The organism is Dokdonella sp. (assembly GCF_019634845.1).
GTDB lineage: Bacteria > Pseudomonadota > Gammaproteobacteria > Xanthomonadales > Rhodanobacteraceae > Dokdonella_A.
Window position 1 is genome coordinate 54,214 of record NZ_JAHCAQ010000007.1, and the last position, 22,779, is coordinate 76,992.

General features: G+C 69.7%; 20 protein-coding genes. 11 read left to right on the top strand and 9 right to left on the bottom strand.

Annotation, left to right across the window (positions count from 1 at the left end; translation table 11 throughout):
• Nucleotides 1-35: 35 nt before the first annotated feature.
• Nucleotides 36-2,456, top strand: a complete 2,421-nt coding sequence (locus KF903_RS06735) for an acyl-CoA dehydrogenase (protein WP_291212814.1) — start codon at nucleotides 36-38, stop codon at nucleotides 2,454-2,456.
• A 36-nt stretch (nucleotides 2,457-2,492) separates the two neighbouring features.
• Here the strand turns inward: KF903_RS06735 and KF903_RS06740 are convergent, their stop codons facing one another.
• Complete coding sequence (locus KF903_RS06740; protein ID WP_291212817.1) at nucleotides 2,493-4,208, bottom strand: 7TM diverse intracellular signaling domain-containing protein; 1,716 nt, start codon at nucleotides 4,206-4,208, stop codon at nucleotides 2,493-2,495.
• 81 nt (nucleotides 4,209-4,289) lie between these two features.
• Between KF903_RS06740 and KF903_RS06745 the strand changes: the two genes are divergently transcribed.
• The gene (locus KF903_RS06745) at nucleotides 4,290-4,967 is read left to right on the top strand and encodes a hypothetical protein (protein ID WP_291212820.1); all 678 of its coding nucleotides are present in this window, start codon (nucleotides 4,290-4,292) and stop codon (nucleotides 4,965-4,967) included.
• A 148-nt stretch (nucleotides 4,968-5,115) separates the two neighbouring features.
• On the opposite strand, the gene KF903_RS06750 is transcribed toward KF903_RS06745, so the two are convergent.
• From KF903_RS06750 to KF903_RS06785, 8 genes are all read right to left on the bottom strand, one after another.
• A complete protein-coding gene (locus KF903_RS06750; protein WP_291212822.1) occupies nucleotides 5,116-6,828 on the bottom strand; it encodes a carboxypeptidase regulatory-like domain-containing protein in 1,713 nt (570 codons plus the stop codon).
• Entirely contained in the window at nucleotides 6,825-8,957 is a 2,133-nt protein-coding gene (locus tag KF903_RS06755) for a DUF4175 family protein (protein ID WP_291212825.1), read from the bottom strand. The genes KF903_RS06750 and KF903_RS06755 overlap by 4 nt, the downstream gene beginning before the upstream one ends.
• Complete coding sequence (locus tag KF903_RS06760) at nucleotides 8,954-10,126, bottom strand: BatA domain-containing protein (RefSeq protein ID WP_291212827.1); 1,173 nt, start codon at nucleotides 10,124-10,126, stop codon at nucleotides 8,954-8,956. The genes KF903_RS06755 and KF903_RS06760 overlap by 4 nt, the downstream gene beginning before the upstream one ends.
• Nucleotides 10,123-11,013, bottom strand: a complete 891-nt coding sequence (locus tag KF903_RS06765) for a DUF58 domain-containing protein (RefSeq protein WP_291212829.1) — start codon at nucleotides 11,011-11,013, stop codon at nucleotides 10,123-10,125. Before KF903_RS06765 ends, KF903_RS06760 begins: the two co-directional genes overlap by 4 nt.
• A 27-nt stretch (nucleotides 11,014-11,040) precedes the next feature.
• Nucleotides 11,041-12,033 (bottom strand): MoxR family ATPase, encoded by a 993-nt coding sequence (locus KF903_RS06770; RefSeq protein ID WP_291212831.1) that lies wholly within the window; start codon nucleotides 12,031-12,033, stop codon nucleotides 11,041-11,043.
• A 162-nt stretch (nucleotides 12,034-12,195) separates the two neighbouring features.
• Nucleotides 12,196-12,927 (bottom strand): DUF4159 domain-containing protein, encoded by a 732-nt coding sequence (locus tag KF903_RS06775; RefSeq protein ID WP_291212834.1) that lies wholly within the window; start codon nucleotides 12,925-12,927, stop codon nucleotides 12,196-12,198.
• 112 nt (nucleotides 12,928-13,039) lie between these two features.
• Nucleotides 13,040-14,374 (bottom strand): TldD/PmbA family protein, encoded by a 1,335-nt coding sequence (locus tag KF903_RS06780; RefSeq protein ID WP_291212835.1) that lies wholly within the window; start codon nucleotides 14,372-14,374, stop codon nucleotides 13,040-13,042.
• 18 nt (nucleotides 14,375-14,392) lie between these two features.
• Nucleotides 14,393-16,030, bottom strand: a complete 1,638-nt coding sequence (locus KF903_RS06785; RefSeq protein WP_291212838.1) for a TldD/PmbA family protein — start codon at nucleotides 16,028-16,030, stop codon at nucleotides 14,393-14,395.
• Nucleotides 16,031-16,176: 146 nt separating this feature from the next.
• Between KF903_RS06785 and queD the strand changes: the two genes are divergently transcribed.
• The 9 genes from queD to atpG all read left to right on the top strand — a co-directional run bounded on the left by queD (nucleotide 16,177) and on the right by atpG (nucleotide 22,763).
• On the top strand, nucleotides 16,177-16,533 hold the full coding sequence (queD, locus tag KF903_RS06790; protein WP_291212841.1) for a 6-carboxytetrahydropterin synthase QueD: 357 nt from the start codon (nucleotides 16,177-16,179) through the stop codon (nucleotides 16,531-16,533).
• Between the two features lie 182 nt (nucleotides 16,534-16,715).
• Complete coding sequence (locus KF903_RS06795; RefSeq protein WP_291212844.1) at nucleotides 16,716-17,111, top strand: phasin family protein; 396 nt, start codon at nucleotides 16,716-16,718, stop codon at nucleotides 17,109-17,111.
• 243 nt (nucleotides 17,112-17,354) lie between these two features.
• Nucleotides 17,355-17,723, top strand: a complete 369-nt coding sequence (locus KF903_RS06800; RefSeq protein ID WP_291212847.1) for an ATP synthase subunit I — start codon at nucleotides 17,355-17,357, stop codon at nucleotides 17,721-17,723.
• Between the two features lie 4 nt (nucleotides 17,724-17,727).
• Complete coding sequence (gene atpB, locus KF903_RS06805; RefSeq protein WP_291212849.1) at nucleotides 17,728-18,603, top strand: F0F1 ATP synthase subunit A; 876 nt, start codon at nucleotides 17,728-17,730, stop codon at nucleotides 18,601-18,603.
• 170 nt (nucleotides 18,604-18,773) lie between these two features.
• Nucleotides 18,774-19,061, top strand: a complete 288-nt coding sequence (atpE, locus tag KF903_RS06810) for a F0F1 ATP synthase subunit C (protein WP_345777745.1) — start codon at nucleotides 18,774-18,776, stop codon at nucleotides 19,059-19,061.
• Nucleotides 19,062-19,109: 48 nt separating this feature from the next.
• Nucleotides 19,110-19,580 (top strand): F0F1 ATP synthase subunit B, encoded by a 471-nt coding sequence (locus KF903_RS06815; RefSeq protein ID WP_291212852.1) that lies wholly within the window; start codon nucleotides 19,110-19,112, stop codon nucleotides 19,578-19,580.
• Between the two features lies 1 nt (nucleotide 19,581).
• Complete coding sequence (locus KF903_RS06820) at nucleotides 19,582-20,115, top strand: F0F1 ATP synthase subunit delta (RefSeq protein WP_291212855.1); 534 nt, start codon at nucleotides 19,582-19,584, stop codon at nucleotides 20,113-20,115.
• 136 nt (nucleotides 20,116-20,251) lie between these two features.
• Nucleotides 20,252-21,799: a F0F1 ATP synthase subunit alpha gene (gene atpA / locus KF903_RS06825; protein WP_291212857.1), complete on the top strand. Its 1,548-nt coding sequence runs from the start codon at nucleotides 20,252-20,254 to the stop codon at nucleotides 21,797-21,799.
• 100 nt (nucleotides 21,800-21,899) lie between these two features.
• Nucleotides 21,900-22,763 (top strand): F0F1 ATP synthase subunit gamma, encoded by an 864-nt coding sequence (gene atpG, locus KF903_RS06830; RefSeq protein ID WP_291212860.1) that lies wholly within the window; start codon nucleotides 21,900-21,902, stop codon nucleotides 22,761-22,763.
• Nucleotides 22,764-22,779 lie beyond the last annotated feature (16 nt).

Consider the following 22,779-nt stretch of genomic DNA (forward strand, 5'->3'; position numbering starts at 1 on the left):
GCATAATCGAGCGCATCGGACCACGAGGAACCGCCATGTTGTGGATCGCCCTCATCCTTGCCGTGCTCGCGTTCGCCGCGCTCGCCTTCCGCGGTCTTGGCTTTCTCGCCTGGCTGGTGGCGGCCGGCGTATGGCTGCTTGGCTGGCGCCTCGCCGGCGTCGAGCATCCGCACCTGTTCGCGGCCAGCTGCGCCGTGCTCGCGCTGCTCGCGCTGGTGGCCGGCGTGCCGCCGCTGCGGCGCCAGCTCGTGTCGCGCTGGGTGTTGCCGGTGTTCGCACGGGTGCTGCCACGACTGGGCGCCACCGAGCGCATCGCGCTCGAGGCCGGCACCGTGTGGTGGGACGGCGACCTGTTCGGCGGCATGCCCGACTGGGACAAGCTGCTCGCGTTCGCGCCGGCACCGCTCAGCGCCGAGGAGCAGGCGTTCATCGATGGCCCGGTCGACGAACTGTGCCGGCGTCTGGACGACTGGGCGGTGTACCAGCAGCGCGACCTGCCGCCGGAGATCTGGCAATACATCAAGGAGCAGCGCTTCCTCGGCATGATCATCCCGAAGGAGCACGGCGGCCTGGGCTTTTCGGCGATCGGCCACTCGCGCGTGGTCACGCGCATCGCGACCCGCTCGATCACGGCCGCGGTCACGATCATGGTGCCCAACTCGCTCGGCCCCGGCGAACTGCTGCTGCACTACGGCAGCGAGGAACAGAAGCGGCGCCATCTCGAGCGCCTCGCGCGCGGCGAGGAGATCCCCTGCTTCGCGCTGACCGGGCCGGAGGCCGGCTCCGACGCGGCCGCCACCCAATCGGAAGGCATCGTCGAGAAGCGCATCGTCGATGGCGTGGAGGTCATTGGCCTGCGTCTGAACTGGAAGAAGCGCTACATCACGCTGGCACCGGTGGCGACCCTGATCGGCCTCGCCTTCCGGCTCAAGGATCCCAACCGGCTCATCGGCGAGGTCGAGGACCGCGGCATCACCTGCGCACTGATCCCGCGCGCCACGCCCGGCATCGAGATCGGCCTGCGCCACGACCCGATGGGCGTGCCGTTCATGAACGGCCCGATCGTCGGCCGTGACGTGTTCGTGCCGCTCGACGAGGCGGTCATCGGCGGTCGCGCGCAGATCGGCAACGGCTGGCGCATGCTGATGGAATCGTTGGCCGCCGGGCGCTCGATCTCGCTGCCGGCCCTGTCGATCGGCGCCGCGCAGATGTGCACGCGCATCTGCGGCGCCTATGCCACCGTGCGCGAGCAGTTCGACACGCCGATCGGCCGCTTCGAAGGCATCGAGGAACCGCTCGCGCGCATCGCCGGCCTCACCTGGCTCATGACGGCCGCACGCACGCTGACCTGCGGCGCACTCGACGCCGGCGAAAAGCCGGCCGTGCCCGGCAACATCTGCAAGGCCTACCTCACCGAGTGCATGCGCCAGGTGGTCAGTGACGCGATGGACATCCGCGCCGGCAGCGCGATCCAGCGCGGTCCGCGCAATCCGCTGGCGCGCGCCTGGGATGCGGTGCCGATCGGCATCACGGTCGAAGGCGCCAACATCCTCACCCGCACCATGATGATCTACGGGCAAGGCGCGATCCGCTGCCATCCGTTCGTGCAGAAGGAAATCGACGCAGTCGCGCAGCGCGATCTGGCCGCGTTCGACCGCGCGATCTTCGGCCACCTCAACCTGTTCTGCACGCGCCTCGTGCGCGCCAAGCTGCTGGCCTGGACCGGCTCGCGCCTGGCCGCGGCGCCGGCCACCCACGACACCCACCGCTATTTCCAGCACCTGTCACGGTTTGCCGCCGCCTTCACGATCCTGTCCGACACCGCCATGGGCACACTCGGCGGCTCGCTCAAGCGGCGCGAAAAACTGTCGGGGCGGCTGGCCGATGCGCTGGCCTGGCTGTACCTGGCCAGCGCCACGCTCAAGCGCTACCACGACGAGTCCAAGACACGTTCCAACTTCGCACTCACGCGCTGGGCCACCGAATTGGCGCTGTACCGCATCCAGGAGGCACTGGTCGGCGTGCTCGACAACCTGCCCGTGCGACCGGTCGCAACGCTGCTGCGCTGGACGATCTTCCCGCTCGGCGCACGCTTCCGTCCGCCGTCGGACCGGCTCGGCGGCGAGGTCGCGCGCGACATCCTCGAGGACCGCGAGGCACGCCGTACCCTGACCGCCGACGTGTTCGTGCCACCGGCCGACGAGCCCGGCCTGGGCGCGCTCGAGGCCGCGCTCGACAAGGCCGTGCGCGCGCTGCCGATCGAGACCAAGCTGCGCGACGCAGTCCGCGCCGGCCGGCTCGATCGCGCGCCGGGCTACATGCTCGACGAACTCGGCGTCGAGGCCGGCGTCATCAGTGGCGAGGAATACGACCTGCTCAACGAGGCACGCGACGCGCGCGACGAGGTGATCGCGGTCGATGCGTTCGACGCGGCGCGGTACAAGACCCTGCATTGACCGCGATGCGATGCCGGCGCGCGGCGTGGCCTTCGGCTACGCGCGGCGTGGCGGCGCGGCGGACCGCGCTGCAGCCGCGGCATGTGAACCACGCCGGGCCTCGCCGTCGGCGAGCGCGCGGTCGAGCATTTCCTCGGGCGTGCGCACGTCCTCGCCGAGCGACGCCACGCCCAGCGCCAGCACGCTCGCCAGTGGCGCGCCGCACAGGTCGAGTGCGGCCGCGTCGATGTGGCGCACGATGCGCTCGGCGAGCGCCCGTGCGGCGCCGGCATCGGCTTCGGATGCGATGGCAAGCAGGCGCTCGTCGCCAGCGCGCACGATGCCGTCGTTGCGGCGCAGCTCGGCGCGCAACACCGCCATGAGCGCGCACAGGCTCGCATCGACTTCACTGCGTGCGCAGCCATTGCGGCGCTCACGCAGGTGCGGCCCCAGATCACAGCTGATGAGCGACAGCGGGCGCTGCCGCGTACGGGCCGCGACGAAGCTTGCGCGCAGGCGCGCCAGGCCGGCGCCGCGGCTGAGGGCGCCGGTGAGCACGTCGCGCTCGTGGCGGACATCGCCGTACGACGCCACCGCATCGCGCGGCAGGCGTTGCGACAGCAGATGCAGCATACCGAGCGCGGCCACGCTCAGCGCCGCCGCCTGCAGCGGTCCAGCCAGCGGCGGCGAGGGCTGCTGCAGCAGCACGTACACCATGCGCAGCAGGATCACCGCCAAGGTCGGCGACCACACCAGCACGAACAAGGCAGCGCCGGGGCGGCGGTGGCGCCAGGCCCGCACGCCGGCCAGCCACGACAGCGTCAGCGCCGTGCCGACGAGGGCCGACGTGATTCGCATCATCCACGCATCGGGCAGCGGCAAGGTGCAGGCGATCACGAAGGCGACGAGGACACCGCCACAGCCGATGAACCCACGCGCCAGGCGCGGTGCCCAGCGCGGCAGCTCCAGGTAGGCACGCGCCAGCGCCAGTGCGAACAAGGCGACCGTCGTCGCCGCCAACGCAGTGGCGCGCACGCCGAGCGGCGCCAGCAGCCGGGTCGGCCAGTATTCGAAGGCCAGGCCCGACTTGCAGGCCATCGCCACGGCGATGGCAGCGGTCAGGCCGAGGTACAGGGCGCCGAGGTTGTTGCTGCGTGGTCGCAGCACCACCAGGCCGGCCAGCAACAGCGACAGTTGCAGCAGCGGCCACAGCACGTCGAGGCGTGCCTGCGTCAGCTCGGCGGCGTACGCCGACTGCCGGTCGGTGACGATGAACTGGTGCGTCACCGCGGTTGCCGCTTCCACGCGCAGGTACAGCGGCGTGCCGGCGTTCCAGCCCTGCGGCAACGGCACCACCAGCACGCGCCGCGTGCGCAGGGTGCCGATGTCGGCGCGATAGATGCTGTATTCGTCGCCGCCATAGCTCGGCGGCCCATAGGCGCGCACGCGCATGTCGTTGGCGTAGGTGATGAGCAGCACCGGCTCGCGCGGCGACACCCACTCGGCGACGAGCTGCACGCGATACCAGGTGGTACGCCCGACCGGCGGGGTCACCGCGGCCGGATCTTCGGCCTGCAGGCGGGCATCGAGGGCGCCGCGCTGCAGGGCCGCGAGGTCATCGTCGCCGATCGCCGTCACATAGCGCTCCACCACGATCGGCACGCCTTCCCGCGTCGCGGCCAGTGCCGGCATCAGCCAAGCCAGTGCGCCGATCGCCCAGAGCAGCCATGACCAGCGCAGCCGCCCCCGTTTGCCACTCCAATCCACGCTCATGTCCCGATCGTCGGCCCAAGCCATTACCATTGACGGCGTATCCCATGCAGAACCTGTGCCATCCTCGGGACGCACGTCGCAATGCCCTCCAATCGCTTGCTGCATCACGCGAAATGGCTGTTGTTGCCATGGCTCGGCGGCAGTCTCGGGATCGTCGCGCAAGGCGCCGAGGTCTACCGCTGTGACAGCGCCGCCGGGGTGAGCTTCCAGGACCGCCCCTGCCCGCCACAGCAGCGCCAGAGCCGGCCGCGGCTGGCGCCCGCGCCCATGCCAAGCGCACCGCCCGCCAGCGAGCCGGCAGTGCCGGAACCGGCGGCCGCCACCACCGGGCCAGCGGCGCCCGCAAGCGCGCCAGCGGTCGCCGTGGCACCGCCATCGTTCCACCTGTGCCGCGCCATCGACGGCAGTCGCTACCAGAGCGCGAGCGGCGTCGGCCTGACCCGCTGGGTGCCGTATGGCGTGATCGATGGCCACGGCCAGAGCCTGGCCGACGCCTACGGCGGGCCCGACGGACTGGCCACGCATCCGCCCGGCGCAGCGAACATTCCGCATCATCCGGCCGCGCCGGGCTCGGCAGCGGGCTATTACGTCGAGGTCACCGATCCCTGCCATCGGGCCGCACCGGCCGAGGCCTGCGCCTGGCTGCGCAGCGAACTCGACACACTCGATGGCCGCATCCGTCGCGCGTTCAGCGACACCCTGCCCGGCCTCAGGCAGCAACGCGCCGAGGTCGCGCGGCAACTGCGCGGCTGCCCCTGAGCGCGCGGATCGCGCAACCACTGGCAGGGCCGGCGGAATGTCGTCGCAATGCGACCACGCGCCGGCACAATGCGACAGCCGGCGTGCGGCCAGGCCGTGGAATGTGACTTGCTGGCAGCGCGCGACGCGATCGCGCAACCGTGGTCACTCAGTGCCGCGGCCGCTCCAGCCACCACAGCAGGCCGGCCAGGCCGAGGAAGGCGAGCCAGAAGGGCCAGCGCGGCAGCGCGCGCGCACGCGCCGCGGCACCGGCGTCAGTGGCCGGCAGCGCACCGAGCAAGGCCTGCGTGGCGTCGGCCCGTGCGGCGCGGGCCAGCGCGCCATCGGCGGCATCGGCCAGCACCGCGAACGGCCAGCGCCCGGTACCGCGCACGAGCGCATGCCAGCCGGCGGCAACCGGCCAGTACGCCGCGCATTGCGTCGCCGCCGGCCCGGCCACTGCCAACAGGGCGCTGCGCCGGCCCTGGCTGTCCTCGACCTCGTCGCCATCGGCCACGCCACACAGCACGGCGCGTTCGCCGACCTGGGCGCGTTGCGGCAGTTGCGGCGCCGCAGTCGCATGGGCCCGCGCCAGTTGCGTGACGAGCGCGCTCCATAGACCCGCCTGTGCCGCCGGCGTGCCGCCGAGCACGAACTTCCAGTCGCCGTCGAAGCCGATCATGCCGACGCGGCCCCGCCCGCTGGCACGCCACAACGCGAGCGGCGTGCCGTCGTCGCCACGCAGCAGCAGCGCGGCATCGGCCGCCGCCGGCACGAGCGGCAGCGCCGTCAGCACGAGCGGCGGCGACGCGCCAAGCGCGTGCGCGACCGCCACCTCGCGCGCCGCGGTGGCCGTGGTGGCAAAGCCCAGCGCGCGCCAATCCTGCGCCACCGCGGGCGGCAACGGCCCGCTCGCGCGCAGCAGCAGGCCGAGCCCGGCCGCGACCGCGTCGTGCAGTGCCTGCTTGCGCGCATCGTCGAGGCCGGCCCAGGCGCGCTCGTCGATGATCACGAGGTCGGTGGCCGCCAGCGTGGCCGGGTCGAGTCGTGCATCGCCTTCGCGCAAGGCGATGCCGGTGCTGAGATCGATGCGGCTGTCGAGGTCGAGGCCGGCATCGAGCGCCCAGCGGCGCAGGTACTTGAGTTGCGCGGCAGGTGCGCCGGCCAGCAGCAGCAGGCGCAGGCGCTCGCCTGCGCGCACCGCCAGCGGAACCGGCAGCGTGTCGAGCACCGCGCCCCGCGCATCGAGCGCGCGCAGGCTGTAGTCGACCGTGCCGGCCGCTTTCGCGGTCACGTCGAGCTCGAACTGTCCCTGTGCATCGGTGGGCGCACTCGCCGCCACCGCGCCGGCCGGATCGTGCAGCTCGACGCGGGCGCCGGGCGCGGCGTTGACGCGGCCCGTCAGCCGCCATCGCGCACCGACGCCAACCACGCCCGGCGCAGCCAGTTCGACGATGCCGGGCGGCAGTGGCGCGGCGTCGAACGCCGCCAGCCGCCCGCGCGCGGCATCACGATCACGCGCCGGCAGCCCGCCACCGATCACGCGCAGGCGCTGCGCCTGCGGATGGTGGCGCAGTGCGGTGGCGAGATCGGCGACGGGCTCGAGCGCAGCCGGCGCGACGACGCCGGGCAGCACCACGGCAGCGGCGTCGGCGCCGGCGATCTGGGCCGGCGTCGCCGCCGGCGTCAGCACCGTGAGTTGGTCCGGCCGGAACGACTGCTGCAACGACGGTGGCCACAGGCACAGCCACAGCGCGAGCGCGACGGCGACCTGCAGCAGGCTGCGCAGCAGCACGCGCCGCGGTCGCGCGCGCCAGCTGCGCACGAGCCCGAGCAGCGTGCCGAGCGCGAGCAGCAGCGCGGTGGCCAGCGCGGCGTTCATGGCCTCGCCCCCGCGGCGGCTGGCAGCGCATCGAGGTAGGTCGCGCCGGCGGCGTCGGCCGCCTCACGCGGCAGCACCTGCGCGGCCGGCGTCGGCAGCAGCGGCCACAAGGCCGCGCGCAGGCGCTGCCGACACTCGGCGCAGTCGGGCTCGTGCTGCGCGCGGTCGAGCGCAGCCAGCACGTCGAGTGAACGCGCATCGGTGGCAGCGGCACCGCCCAGCGCATGCAGCGCGCCGTCCCAGTCGGGCGGCGTGCCGAGCGCCAGCGCCTGCCACAACTGCACCAAGGGTGCTGTCGCGTCGCTGGCCGCGGCCAGACTGCCGGTGACGTCGGTCACGCCCTTGCGCTCGCCGCTCAGGCGCCGCGTCTCGTCGGGCGGGGGCAATTCGAGGCCGACGCGCGCGAGGTAGATGCGCGTGGCCTGCTGCGCCTGCTTGATGAACTCGAGCGCGCGCTGTTCATGGGGCAACGCCGCGGCCGGCGCGCCCTGGCGCAGATGCAGCTCGGCCTGCCACATGGCATCGAGCGCGGCCTTGAGCGTGGCGCGCGTGCCTGCATCGAGCAGCGTCGCCGCCTCGGCGATGTCATGCACGTGGCCGTACTGCGCCAGCACGTCGCCGGCGACGCCGAACCGACCCTCGCTCGTGGCCGCGCGTTCGCTGGCCTCGTGCGCCTGCGCCAGCGCACCCAGTTGCGAGTCGGCCTCGGCATGGCCAGCCTCGACCGCGGCAGCGGCGGCGCCTTCGGCTTCCTCGCCGAGGAACTGGCCATAGCGCAGGCGCAGGATCTTCTGGTCCACGCCGATCGCATCGGAGCGCGCCAGCAGGCGCGCGGGGTCGAGCCGGTCCTGCTCGGCGAGCAGGGTTTCGGTGTCGATGATGATCTGGCGCTGGCTGCGGAAGTAGGCCGGCAGCACCTGCTGGCTGATGCCGTCGACGCCGGCCGCATCGGCAGCGGGCGGCGCGCTCCAGCGCAGGATCAGCGCCGGGCTGCGCGTGATGTTGGGCGTGGGCGTGCGGTTGTCGCCGACGATGAGGCGCGCGATCACTTCATCACCGGCGGCGAGCTTGAGCGCGGCCAGATCGACCTCGTGGCGATAGCGCTGCCGGCGCGCACCGTCGAGCGCCTCGCCCTGCAACGGCACGCTCTGCTCGCTGAAGCGGATGCTTTCGCCCGTGCCCTGGGCATGGGTCAGCGACAGCTCGGCGCTGGCCAGGCCGTAGTCATCGGCCGCTTCGAACAGCAGCGGCCAGCGCGCCTGCCGGCCATCGTAGGTGGTCAGGCTCTGCTGTGGTTCGAGAATCCGGATCGTCGGCGCGAGGTCGGCGCTGACGTCGATGCGGTGCAGCGGATCGGTCAGCGGCGCGGCGGCCTCGACGCCGATGCGGTACAGGCTCGAGGCGGCGAGGGTGCGACCGCCACGCCAGTCGTCGCCGTGGCGCTGCAGGTCGAGTCGGCTGCCGTCGTGGAAGGCCAGCCAGACGGCGCTCGGCTGCGGAGCGAAGCGCAGGCGCCAGTCGAGCCGCGCATCCTGCGGCACGCGCGCGTCGAGTGCTTGGCCGCTGCGTGCAGGCAGGCCCGTGTAGGCCGGCGGCGTCACCGCGAGCTGCGCCGCCACCAGGCGCGTGGCGCTGGCCGCGGGCCCGCGCGCATCGACAGCGGGCGTGGGCGACGGCAGTGGCAGCGGCGGCGGGCGCAGCGCCACGGCCAGCAGCACCAGTGCCAGCAGCGCGCTGGCGGCGAGGGCGCGTCGCGGCCAGGCCGGGCGCAGGTCGAGGTCGAGGCCGCCCAGTCGCGCCTGCAGGCGCTCGCGCTGCAGGCGCTGCAGTGGCGTCAGTGCGGCCGCGTCGCGCCACAACAGCGCGGCGCTGTCCTCGAGCGACGGCGCCAGCGCATCGAGCCGCCGCCCAAGCCAGCTCTCGACGCCGCGGCGCGACCAGTGCCACGCGACGAGGGCGCTGCCGGCGATGCCTGCAGTCGCCACGACCACCGCCAGCGTGCCCGCGCCGAAGCGCCAGGCCAGCCCGACCAGGCCAAGCAGCGGCGGCAGCGCGAGCGCCAGCACGATGGCCGCGCGACGCTGCGATACGGCGCGCTGCCAGCGCCGCAGTGGCGTGGTCTGGTTCATCCGCGCACGCCTTCGCGGCGCCGCGTCGCGAGCAGGCGCTCGAGTACGAACAGGACCGCGATCGCCCATGCCAGCCAGCCATCGAGCGCGCGCGCGCCGTGCAGCGCCGCAGCACTGGCGCCGGTGGCGGCCATGCCGCCGACTGCGGGCGCCGAGGTGGCGGCGAAGGCGCGCGTCGGCGCCGCCGGGCTGCCGCGCAGTGCCGCCAGCAGCCGGTCGGGAAAGTCGGCATCGAGCAGCCATGGCAGGTCGGCCGGCGCCAAGCTCGCCGGCAGTGTGATGAGGCGCCCTGCGCCACGAGCCTCGACGCGCGCGAGCACGCGGCCGTCACCATCGCGCCACAACACCCGCCCGCGCGTCGCCGTGGCCGGTGCGAGCAGCGCGGTGCCGCCCTGCTCGACCCAGCTCGTCAGCGCGGCCGGCGCCGCCGCGCCGAGCCACAGCAGCCAGCCGTGGTCGGCGGGCAGCCCGGCCGCGAGCGGCTGCGCATCGAGCGTGTAGCGCGCCGGCTCGCGCAGGTTCCATGCCGCCAGCGCGGCACGCAGGTAAGCGAGCGCCGCGTCGGCGTTGTCGGCGTGGCGCACGTGCACGCGCACCGCCGCCGTGGCCGGCGCGATCGCCGACGGTGCGCTGCCGTCCACCACGATCCAGTCGATGGCATGGGCGAGCTGCGGGCGCTCGCCGTCGAGTCCATCGAGTGTGCGCGGCACCACCACGCGCAGGCGCGCGCCCGCCGGCGCGAGCGCGTCGAGCTCGCGCAGCAGGCTCGCGGTCGCGGTCGGTCCCGGCGCGGGCGCCGCCTCCAGCAGCGGGAATCCCGGCGCCAGCCAGCGCCACTGCCCCGCCGCACCGAGTTGCGCGCGCGCGCTGGCGACATCGGCGCCGGGCGCCACCATGATCGCGTCGCGGTACGGCGCTACCGCGGCGTCGACGAGCACGAGGCGTGCCAGCAACAAGGCCAGCAGGCCCAGCAGCAGCAGGCGCAACAGCAGCAGCCAGGGTCGTTCGACGCGCAGGCGACGCCGCGGCAAGGCGCGGGCGGGAATCCAGCGCAGCGCAGCAAACGCGGTGTCGATGAGCTCGCTGCGGCGGATCAGGTGCAGCAGCAGCGGCACGCCGAGCGCGAGCAGCGCGACGAGGCCGAGCGGCGCGAGCAGGCCCAGGCTCACCGGCGCACCTCGGGCACCGCGAACAGACGCTGCAGCGGCGCATCGAGCGGCTCATCGAGCCAGTGCTCGCCGTGGCGGATGCCGAGCGTCGCGCACTCGCGCGCGAGCCCGGCGCGCGCGAGCGCGAAGCGGCGCAGGAACTCCTCGCGCACGGCGCCGGCTTCGGCCTGCCGCTCGAGTGCGGACTCGGGGTCGAGGAAACGCCGTCCGCCGCGAAACGGGAAGTCGCGCTCGTCGGCGGCGAGGATCTGCAGCGTGAGCACTTCGCGGCCGGCAGCGGCCAGCCGCCGCGCCAGCTCGAGCGCGGCCGCATCGAAGAAATCCGACAGCAGCAGCACCAGGGCATGCGACGCGATGCGCGCCGCGGCCTCGCGCGCAGGGCCGGCGGCCGGCCACTGGCCAGCGGCCTGCACGCGCGCCAGTTCGATCAGGCAGCGGTCGCGCTGGCGCGCACCGGCACCCGGCGCGAGCAGGCACGGCGGCGAGCCGCCGAAGGTGGCGATGCCGAAACCATCGCCCTGGCGCAGCGCGATCTCGATCGCGCAGGCGGCGAGCAGGCGGGCGGCGTCGAACTTGGCGTAATCGGGCCGGGCCAGGTCCGCCTGCCGCATCGAGGCGGTGGCATCGATGAGGATCCACAGCTCGAGCGGGCTGTCGCGCTCGGCCTCGCGCACGAAGTGGCGGTCCGAACGCGCGTACAGCTTCCAGTCGATGCGGCGCAGGTCATCACCGGGTTCGTAGGCGCGATACTGGGCGAATTCGAGCCCGGCGCCGCGACTGCGGCTCGCGTGCTGACCCAGCCCGGCACCGCCGGCATCACGGCGCGTGGTCAGGCGCAAACCACGCAGGCGGCTGCGGACGGCGGCGGGGATCTGGGTGGGCAGCATCGGATACGCGCAGTGCCGCGGTGCCGGTCAGGGCGCAGGCAGGGCTGCGAGCAAGGCGGCGACGACGTCGTCGGCACCCTTGTGCTCGGCCTCGGCCGCGAACGACAGCAACAGGCGGTGGCGCAGCACGGCCGGCGCCAGTGCGTGCACGTCCTCGCGCGTGGCGGCAAGCCTTCCATGCAGCAGCGCGCGCGCCTTGGCGGCCAGCACGAGCGCCTGTCCCGCGCGCGGTCCGGCGCCCCAGCGCACCCACTCGCGTACGGCCGTCAGCGGACTGTGCGCCGGTCGCGTGGCGCGCACGAGACGCACGATCCACGCCAGCAATTCGTCGCCCACATGCACCTGCCGCGTGAGCGCCTGCAGTGCGAGCAGCTGCGCGCCGCTCATCACGGCCTCGATGGCGGCATCGTCACTGCCGGTGGTGCGCGCGACGATCGCGCGCTCCTCGGCCTCGGCCGGATAGTCGACGCGGATCTGCAGCAGGAAGCGGTCGAGCTGGGCCTCGGGCAAGGGATAGGTGCCGGCCTGCTCGAGCGGGTTCTGCGTCGCCAGCACGAAGAACGGCCGCGGCAGGGCGTGAGTGGCGCCGGCATAGCTCACGGTGCGCTCCTGCATCGCCTCGAGCAGGGCCGACTGCGTCTTGGGCGGCGTGCGGTTGAGCTCGTCGGCGAGCAGCAGGTGCGTGAACACCGGCCCCTGCTGGAAGCGGAAGTAGCGCTTGCCGGTGCCGTGGTCCTCCTCGAGCAGCTCGGTGCCGATGATGTCGCCCGGCATGAGGTCGGGCGTGAACTGGATGCGCCGGAACTCGAGCGCGAGCGCCTGGCCGAGGCTGCGCACGAGCAGGGTCTTGCCCAGACCCGGCACGCCCTCGAGCAGGCAGTGCCCGCCGGCGAGCAGGCCGATCAGCAGTTGCTCGACGACTTCATGCTGGCCGACCACGGCGCGCGCGATCGCTTCGCGCAGCGCGGTGAGGGTCTGCAACTGCAGCGCGATCTCGGTTTCGGAACTTGCCTGGGTCACTTGTCATCCCTCGTCGTTGTAGCGCGCAGCCATGCCGCGCAGGACGCCGCACCGCGCAGCCGGTCGGGTTGGTCGCCGGCAGCGCCGCCAGCGCCACGGCACTGCGCGGATGGCGCGACGCCGGCGCCGCGCGGCGGCCGTGATGCCGGCGCCGTCCTTCGTTCACGCCGTCAGCGCATAGATCACGATATTGACCGCGAAGCGGGTGTTGTCCTCGGCGAGAAAGCGTTTGTTGCGCCAGTCGTAGTCCCACTCGCAGCCGTAATCCTTGTTGCTGTAGAGCACGCCCAGGCGGCCGTCGATGCTGATGCCCTTGAGATAGGCATGCACGAGGTCGTCCCCCCAGCCATTGAGTTCGAAACCGGTATTGGGCGGTTCCTTGAAACGGAAGAAGCTGGTGTAGAGCGGATGATCGCTTGGCAGCTTGCGCAGCGCGTCGGCGCCGAACAGCGCGGCCATCTCGCGCTCGAAGGACTTGGCGAACAGGCCGTCGATGTCGTGGTTGCAGTCGTCGACGAGCACGAAGCCGCCGTTGCGCACGTAGGCGGCGAAATTGCGTCGCTCGTCGGCATTGAACTCGACGAGCTTGTGACCGGCGAGGTAGCACAGCGGCGCGCCGAGCATGCGCGCATCGGCCAGCGGCAACACATGCTCGGTGGTGTCCACGCGCAGGGTCGTGTACTGGATCAGCGCGTCGAGCAGGTTGGATGGCATGCGCGTGTCGACATCCCAGTCGCCCGACTCGTACATGAGGCGCGTGAACCAGAAGTCATACGCACCCTCGGCCGGTGCGCGGGCCGGGGCGGCGGAGGCCTGCTGCGCGCGCGCATGCGGCGCGAGCGCGAGGCCGGCGGCGCCGGCGACCAGGAGGCGGAGGAACTCGGCGCGGGTCATGGACAAGCCGGGATGGGTGAGTCGTGATTGGTGATCTGGAAAAGCGGAAAAACGACCGCGGGCCATCGATGGCTTTCCACGAATCACCAATCACCAATCCCGAATCCCTGCCTCACACCGCGTCCGACAGCGAGGTGAAGGTGAAATCGCGAATCTTCATCGGCGGCACCATCATCACGAACGACGACTCGTCGCCCTTCACGCGCACGGGCTTGCCGAGTTCCTCGATGTTGTTGAGCATGATCGCGGGCGATTCGTTGAAGCGGAAGTTCTTGATCGGGTACTTGATCTCGCCATCCTCGATGTAGAACGTGCCGTCGCGCGTGAGGCCGGTCAGCAGCACGGTCTGCGGATCGACCATGCGGATGTACCAGGTGCGCGTGACGAGGACGCCCTTGCGCGTGCCCTTGACGAGCTCGGCGGTCGATTTGTCGCCGCCGGCCATGATGAGGTTGCCGGGCTGGCCGGTGGCCTGCTTGCCCTGCTTGTGGGCCCAGTAGCGCGAGTAATGCAGGTAGTTGATCTTGCCCTTGTCGATGATCGTGGTGCGCTCACGCGCCAGGCCGCTCTGATCCCACGGCAGCACCGCGGCCTGCGCATCCCAGGGGTCGGCGATCATCGTCACGCGCTCGTCGAACAGCTTGTCGCCGAGTTTGTTGCCACCGCCCTTCTTCGACAGGAAGCTGCGCCCCTCGTCGGCCTGGCGCGCATCGAAGTTGAACATCATGAATGAAATCAGGCCGGCCGTGGCCGCCGGTTCCATGATGACGGTGTACTTGCCCGGCTCGAGCGCGCGCGCATCGACCGAGCGGCGCGCCTTGTCCATCGCGGTGCGGATGTCGCTGCCGACATCGAACTGGCCGACGTCACCGAGGTTGCGCGCGACCCAGCCCGAACCCTTGCCGTCGTCGGTGCGCACGGTGCAGGTGAAGTCCATGTCGCTGCTCTTCTGATAACCGAAGTTGCCCTTGCTGTTGGCAGTGGCCATGAAGTCGCGACTGTCGGTGAAGAAGCCGGCCGCCGTGAGCTTGTCCTTGCGGCAAGGCTCGATGCAGGCGGCAGCGACGCTGGCGCGATAATCGGGCGTCACCGCGGCGGTCTTGTCATTGAACGTCGCGCTGGCGCGGTAACTCTGCTTGTCGATCGCCGGCATGAACTCGGGGTTCTCCGGCGCGAGCTTGGCCAGCTCCTCGGCACGGCGCACGACCTCGCGGATCGAAGCGTCGTCGAAGCGGTTGGTGGTGGCGGTGCCGGTGCGCTTGCCGAAAGCAACCTCGACGGCAAGATTGCAGTCGCTGACGAAGCCACTGGTCGACACGCTGTTGAGCGCGTAGCGGATGTTGCCCTCGTCCGAGCCGCCGAGCGTGGCCGAGCATTCGTCGGCAACGCTGGCCTTGATGGCCTTGTCGAGGATGGCCTTGGCGTCCTGTTCGGAATAGATGGTCATGGTGCGTTCTCCGATTGCTCAGCCAAGGCTGCGGGCAGTGTTGATGACGTTGACGCCGTTGAAGCGCGCAGTGGCCGACCCGTGCGACACGGCCGACACCTGTTCGGGCTGGCCCTTGCCGTCGAAGAACGAACCGCCATAGCGGAAGTCGCTGGCATCGCATACGGCCACGCACGAGTTCCAGAACTCGGGCGTGCGGATCTGGTAGGCGACGTCCTCGATCTGTCCGGCCACCTTGCCGTCCTTGATCTCGAAGAACAGCTGGCCGCCGAATTGGGCGTTGTAGCGCTGCTGGTCGATCGAGAACGAGCCGTCGCCGACGATGTAGATGCCGTGCTCGATGTCCTTGATCATCTGCGCCGGGTCGAGCTTGTCCTTGCCCGGTGCCAGCGAGATGTTGGCCATGCGCTGGAACTGCACGTTCGACCACGAGTCGGCGTAGCAGCAACCTTGCGAGGCCTTGAGGCCGAGGATGTGGGCCTGGTCGCGGATCGCCTGGTAGTTGACGAGGATGCCGTCCTTGATGATGTCCCACTGCTGGGTCTTGACGCCCTCATCGTCGTAGCCAACGGCACCGAGCGTGCCCTTGGCGATCTTGTCGGCGTAGATCGTGACCTTGTCGCTGCCATAGCGGAAGTTCTTCGACTTCCACTTGTCGAGCGTGGCGAAGCTCGTGCCGGCGAAGTTGGCCTCGTAGCCGAGCACGCGATCGAGTTCGGTCGGATGGCCGACCGATTCGTGGATCGTGAGCCAGGTGTGCGAGGGATCGAGCATGAGATCGTACTTGCCGGGCTTGACCGATGGCGCGGTGAGTTTGGCGCGGGCCTGCTTGGCGGCGGCCACCGCATCCTCGCGCAGGTCGTAGGAGTTGCCGTAGACGGTCACGCCGCAGGGCAGCTCGACCTTGTCCTCCTTGCGCCCATCGAGGTACTCGTAGCCCATGCCGCACGGCATCGACAGGCCCTCACGCATGCGGAACTTGCCGCTCTGCTGGTCGACCGCGGTGACATGCATCGGCGCCCAGATGCGATGCACGTCCTGGTCGATGTAGGAGCCATCGGTCGAGGCGAAGTATTTCTGCTCGTTGACGAGGAACAACATCGAGTTGACGAAGCTCGCGCCGGCCTTGAGCGCGTCGGCGTTGACGCCCAGCAGCAGATCGACCTTGTCCTTGATCGGCACCGCCATGCTGTTCTTGACGATCGGCGTGGCCCAACTGACTTCGCCCACGCCCTTGACCGGCGCCAGGTCCACCGGGCGCGACTGCACCTTGGCATTGGCCTTGGCGATCGCCACCGCGTCGCGCGCGGCCTTGGCCACCGCGTCGGCGGTGAGCTCGCTGGTGGCGGCAAAGCCCCACGTCCCCTTGGCGACGACACGGATGCCGATGCCGGTGGACTCGGTGTTGACCACGTTCTGCACCTTGTTTTCGCGCGTGATCACGAACTGGCGCAGGTAGCGGCCGATGCGGACATCGCAGTACTTGGCGCCGGCGGCCTTGGCCGCCTGCAGGGCCACGTCGGCCAGCTTTTTCTTGGTGGCGACATCGAGCGAGGACAGCAGCTCCTCGGCAGCGATCACGCGCCCGGCGAATGCCGGCAGCAGCAGGCTGCCCAGTCCCGCGCCACTCAGCTTGAGGAAATCTCTTCTGTCCATTGTCGTGCCCTGTGCTCAACGGGGTCGCTGCCGCGACGGATCGGGCGATCTTGGCCAGCCGGGGCGGCGCGCGCATGTGACAAAGGACATGCCTGCCGCCAAACGCTGGCGCCGGACGCCGGTTGGCGACGCGCTAGACTTGGCGCATGGACATTTCCAAGACCTTCCGCATCGAGGCGGCGCACCGCCTGCCCAACCTGCCGCCCAGCCACAAGTGTTCACGCCTGCATGGCCACTCGTTCCGCATCGAGCTGCACGTGAGCGGCCCGCTCGACCCGCAGCTGGGCTGGGTGATGGACTTCGCCGACCTCAAGGCCGCGTTCGCGCCGCTGTTCGCCGAGCTCGACCACAATTACCTCAACGACGTGGCGGGTCTCGACAACCCGACCAGCGAGAACCTCGCGCGCTGGGTCTGGCAGCGCCTCAAGCCGACGCTGCCGCTGCTTGCAGCGGTCACGGTCCATGAGACCTGCACCTCGACCAGCACCTATCGCGGTGACTGAAGCTGGATCGGTCGCGTTTTAGTGCGGCGCCGCATCGCGGACGAAACCGGCAACCCATTGTTGGGAAGCGGTTTTATCTGAACGAAACCTGTCTGATGGCGACTGCAAGGCCGGCTCTTGTTGCATTGCACAATTTCCGACCCTATGATGTGTGCCACACACTCCCAGCGAGGTACGCCACCATGTTCGACCAGATCAATCTCCAGCCGCTCGCCCTCAGCAAGAGCTACACCGACGCCTTCGTGAAGGCGCAGGGTCTGGCCCTGGCTGGCTTCGAGCGCATCACCGAGCTCAACCTCAAGACCTTCGAGGACCGCGTCAAGGCCTCCGTCGACTTCTGGTCGGAAGCGGCCGAAGTGCGCGACATCGAAGCCGCCCAGGCCTTCTGGCCCAAGAGCGCGCAGTTCGTCAAGGAAAGCGCCGAGAAGCTCTACGCCAACGGCCAGGAAGTCCTCGGCATCTCGCTCAAGACGTCCGAAGCGATCGGCGCGCTGACCAAGTCCTCGCTCGAGACGGCCAGCAAGCAGGTCAACGACTCGCTGAGCAAGACCGTCAAGGCCGGCAAGAAGGCCGCCTGAACCGACTCTCCCCAGAGACGGCGTGCCACGGTCCTCCCCTCCGCTCGGCACGCCAACCCAGACCGGGCCTTCGGGCCCGGTTTTTTTTTGCCGCGGCCGGCGTCGCGGGCAGGCCGAGCGCGGCGATTTGCCCACTGCGCTCGATTGCGGGCATCGGTCGCGACTTGCTAGAATCGCAGACCTTTTTGGAGAGGTCGTGCGCAGGACTGCGCCGGCCGCCGCCTCCGACTGCGGGAGCCTCGCGTGCGCAACTCGATCGCTCATGGCAAGAGCGTGGCGTGGCGCACGGTGGCGTTGCAACTGGCCGCAAGCGTCGTGGCTGCCCTGCTGGCGGCCGGCTTCGGCTGGCGCGATGGCCTGGCCACGCTGGTCGGTGGTTTTTTGGTGTCGTTCGGCAACGGGCTGTTCGCGCTGCGCATGTATGCGCGGGGCGTCACGTCGGGGCGCAGTGCGCTGCGCTCGGTCTACGCTGCCGAGATGTTGAAGTGGCTGTGGCTGGGCTCGATGCTGTATCTGGCCATTGCCGTATGGAAGCTGCCGTTCCCCGGCCTCATCGCGGGGATATTGGCCGCGCAGTTCGCTTTTTGGATCGCCTTGCTAGCAACCAGGTAACGTGATGGCCACCGCCGAAGAATCCGCAGCCGCAGTCGACATGACCGGCTACATCCAGCACCACCTGCACCATTGGCAGGTGTCGGTCGGCGACAGCGCCTTCATGACGCTCAACATCGACACGCTGATCTTCACCGTGTTCTGCTGCGCGGCCTTCCTCGGCCTGTTCGTGTTCTTCGCCCGCCGCGCCACCGCCGGCGTGCCGGGCAAGCTGCAGTCGGTCGTCGAGGCCGTCGTGCTGTTCGTCGATGGTCTGGTCAAGGAGACCTTCCACGGCAAGAGCAAGGCCATCGCGCCGATGTCGCTGACGCTGTTCGGCCTCATCTTCTTCATGAATTTCCTCGACCTGATTCCGGTCGACTTCCTGCCATGGGCCTGGGGCGGCGCGCACAGCCTGGCCGGTCACGACCCGGCCCACGCCTACCTGCGCATCGTGCCGACCGCCGACCTCAACACGCCGCTGGGCATGGCGCTGGCCGTGTTCTTCATGGTCCAGTACGTGGGCCTGCGCGAGAAGGGCGTGGGCAAGTTCTTCGGCGAATTCTTCACCGCGCCGTTCCATGCCCATGGCGCGCTCGGCAAGGTGCTGCTGTCGCCGGCCAACCTGCTGCTGCGCCTCATCGAGGAAGCCGTGCGGCCGGTATCGCTGAGCCTGCGACTGTTCGGCAACATGTACGCCGGCGAGCTCATCTTCATCCTGATCGCGGTGATGACGCTTGGCGCCAGCCTCGCGCACGGCTCGACCTGGGCGCTCGGTGTGGGCCAGTTCATCGCCGACTTCGGCTGGACCGCATTCCATATCCTCATCATCACGCTGCAGGCCTTCATCTTCATGGTGCTGTCGATCGTCTATCTCAGCATGGCGGCCGAGAGTCACTAGTTCCTGCGTTCGGCCATGGGCGCCAGGGCCGGAACGCAGGCGTCGCGCCTGCAGGTTCCGACTCGCGGCCAACGTCCATGGGCGCACCGGTTTCTTGAAAGGCAGCGATCGCTGCGCCCGGCAACACATTAGTTTTCCCAACCACCCGCTACTGAACCACGGAGAAAAACATGGAAACCATCGCCAACATTGCTCAGGTTGCTGATGTTCTGAGCATGACGGTCATCGCCGCCGCACTGCTGATCGGCCTCGGCGCGCTCGGCACGGCCATCGGCTTTGCGATCCTCGGTGGCAAGTTCATCGAAGGTGCCTCGCGCCAGCCGGAGCTGACCCCGATGCTGCAGACCAAGATGTTCATCGTCGCCGGCCTGCTCGACGCGGTGCCGATGATCGGCGTGGCGATCGCGCTGTTGCTCCTGTTTGCCAACCCGCTGCTGTCGACGCTGGGCGTCAAGTAATCACCCGCAGCACGGCGACGGCGCTGCCGTCGCCACAGGAGCATCGCCATGAATCCCAATCTCACCCTGGTGGTCCAGGGCCTGGCGTTCTTCGCCGTGGTGTGGCTGGTCATGAAGTTCGGCTGGCCGCACATCATCGCCGCGATCGAGGAGCGCCAGAACCGCATCGCCGAAGGCCTGTCGCAGGCCGACAAGGCGCGCAAGGAACTGGCCGACGCCGACGCCCGTGTGGCCGAGGAAATCAAGAAGGCACGTGCTGAAGCGACCTCGATCGTCGACAAGGCGCAGCAGCAGGCGGCGCAGATCGTCGACAAGGCGCGCCAGGACGCGATCGTCGAAGCGACCAAGCAGAAGGCGATCGCCGCTGCCGACATCGAGGCGCAGGCGCACAAGGCACGCGAGGAACTGCGCGGCAAGGTGGCGGCGCTGGCCGTGGCCGGTGCCGAGAAGATCCTGCGCCGCGAGATCGACGCCAACGCGCACAAAACGCTGCTCGACCAGCTCGTGACCGAGATCTGACATGTCCAACGCCCTCACCTTCGCCCGTCCGTACGCGCGCGCCGCGTTCGAGCTGGCGCGTGCACAAGGCGCCCTCGCGGCATGGGCCGGCAAGCTCGGCTTCGCCGCCCAGGTCGCGGCCGACCCGCGCGTGGTCGGGCTGATCGGGGATCCACGCGTGGCGCAGGCCGAGCTGGCAGCGCTGGTCACGCCGCCGGACGAGCCGGCCGAGTCGCCGTTCGCGGTCTTCGTCGGCCTGCTGGCGCAAAACCATCGCCTCGTCGTGCTGCCGGAAATCGCCGCGCTGTTCGCCGAGCTCAAGAACGAAGCCGAACGCGTGCTCAAGGTCGGCGTGCGTTCGGCGGCACCGCTGGGCGAGGCCGAGGCGGCCAAGCTCAAGGACGCCCTCAAGCGCCGCTTCGGTCGCGACATCGAGCTCGAGCAGTCGCTCGACCCCGGCATGCTCGGCGGCGCCGTCATCGACGCCGGCGACGTCGTCATCGATGGTTCGGTGCGCGGCCGCCTGGCGCGCCTCGAGCAGACGTTGGCCAACTGAGGAACGTGACCGGTGATGCGTGATTGGTGATTCCTGAAGCCGGGCACCCCTGATCACCGACCCACCATTCACGACCACGGCAACAAAACTACCACCCCGCCCGCCGCAGCCGCGGCAGGCGACCGAGGAAACCGACATGGCAACCACGATCAATCCGTCCGAAATCAGCGAACTCATCAAGAGCCGCATCGAAAAGTTCAAGCTGTCCGCCGAGGCGCGCAACGAAGGCACGCTGACCAGCGTGTCCGACGGCATCGTGCGCATCCACGGCCTCAACGACGCGATGTCGGGCGAAATGATCGAGCTGCCCGGCAACACCTTCGCGCTCGCGCTCAACCTCGAGCGCGATTCGGTCGGCGCCGTGGTGCTCGGTGACTACGAGCACCTGCGCGAAGGCGACACCGCCAAGACCACCGGCCGCATCCTCGAAGTGCCGGTCGGCCGCGAACTGCTCGGCCGCGTGGTCGATGCGCTGGGCAACCCGATCGACGGCAAGGGTCCGATCAACACGAGCCAGACCGCAGCGGTGGAGAAGGTTGCGCCGGGCGTGATCTGGCGCAAGTCGGTCGACCAGCCGGTGCAGACCGGCTACAAGTCGGTCGACTCGATGATCCCGATCGGCCGTGGCCAGCGTGAGCTCATCATCGGCGACCGCCAGACCGGCAAGACCGCGCTGGCCGTCGACACGATCATCAACCAGAAGGGCTCGGGCATCAAATGCATCTACGTCGCGATCGGCCAGAAGCAGTCGTCGATCGCCAACGTGGTGCGCAAGCTCGAGGAGAACGATGCGCTGGCCCACACCATCATCGTCGCCGCCTCGGCCTCGGAATCGGCCGCGATGCAGTACATCGCCGCCTATGCGGGCTGCTCGATGGGCGAGTACTTCCGTGACCACGGCGAAGACGCGCTCATCATCTACGACGACCTGACCAAGCAGGCCTGGGCCTACCGCCAGATCTCGCTGCTGCTCAAGCGCCCGCCGGGCCGCGAAGCCTACCCGGGTGACGTGTTCTACCTGCACAGCCGCCTGCTCGAGCGTGCCGCGCGCGTCAACGAAGCCTACGTGGAGAAGTTCACCAACGGCGCGGTCAAGGGCAAGACCGGCTCGCTCACTGCGCTGCCGATCATCGAGACCCAGGCTGGCGACGTGTCGGCGTTCGTGCCGACCAACGTGATTTCGATCACCGACGGCCAGATCTTCCTCGAGACCGACCTGTTCAACGCCGGCATCCGCCCGGCCGTGAACGCGGGCGTTTCGGTGTCGCGCGTGGGTGGCGCGGCGCAGACCAAGATCGTCAAGAAGCTGTCGGGCGGCGTGAAGCTGGCGCTGGCGCAGTTCCGCGAGCTGGCGGCGTTCGCGCAGTTCGCCTCCGACCTCGATGCCGCCACGCGCGCCCAGCTCGAGCGCGGTCAGCGCGTCACCGAGCTGATGAAGCAGAAGCAGTACGCGCCGCTGTCGATCGCCGAACTGGCGCTGTCGGTGTATGCGGCCGAAAAGGGCTACCTCGACGACCTGCCGCTGGCCAAGGTGCTGCCGTTCGAAGCCGCGCTGCACGCGCACTTCCACCACAACCACGGCGATCTCATGCAGAAGATCGTCGCCACTGGCGACTGGAACGCCGACATCGAGGCCACGTTCAAGAAGGGCGTCGAGGAATTCAAGAAGACGGGCAGCTGGTAAGGCCGTGATTTGGCACTCGTGATTCGTGATCGGGAAAAGCCGATCACGGACACGAACCACCCATCACGAATCACCCATCACGACCGAGCGTAGCGAGCAGATGGCAGGCGCAAGAGAAATCCGCACCAAGATCAAGAGCGTCAACAACACGCGCAAGGTGACGCGCGCGCTGGAGATGGTCTCGGCGTCCAAGATCCGCAAGGCGCAGGACCTCATGAAGTCCTCGCGCCCGTATGCGCGCATGATGCGCCAGGTCATCGGTCATCTCGCGCACGCCAATCCAGAGTACAAGCACCCGTTCCTGGTCGAGCGCGACGCGATCAAGCGCGTCGGTTACATCATCATCTCGACCGACCGCGGCCTGTGCGGTGGCCTCAACACCAACCTGTTCCGCAAGCTCGTCACCGAGTTGCGCGGCTGGCACGACCAGGGCGTCGAGGTCGACCTCGTCTGCATCGGCCAGAAGGCCACGCAGTTCTTCCGCCGCCTCAAGGTCAACCTGCTCGGCTCGGTCACCCATCTGGGCGAAAAACCGCAGATCGCGGAGCTGATCGGCGTGATCAAGGTCATGCTCGACGCCTACACGGCCGGCACCATCGACCGTCTGCAGCTCGCCTACAGCGACTTCGTCAACACGATGACGCAGCGCGCGACGGTCGATCAGTTGCTGCCGCTGCCGGCATCGAGTGACCTCGACAGCCCGCACGCCTGGGACTACCTGTACGAACCCGATGCCGAGACCGTGCTCGAACACGTGCTGACGCGCTACATCGAGTCGCTGGTCTATCAGGCCGTGCTCGAGAACCTCGCCAGCGAGCATGCCGCGCGCATGGTCGCGATGAAGGCGGCCTCGGACAATGCCACCAAGGCGATCGATTCGCTGACCCTCGTCTACAACAAGGCGCGGCAGGCGGCGATCACCCAGGAGATTTCCGAGATCGTGGGCGGCGCGGCGGCGGTATGACCGCGCCCGACCCTGA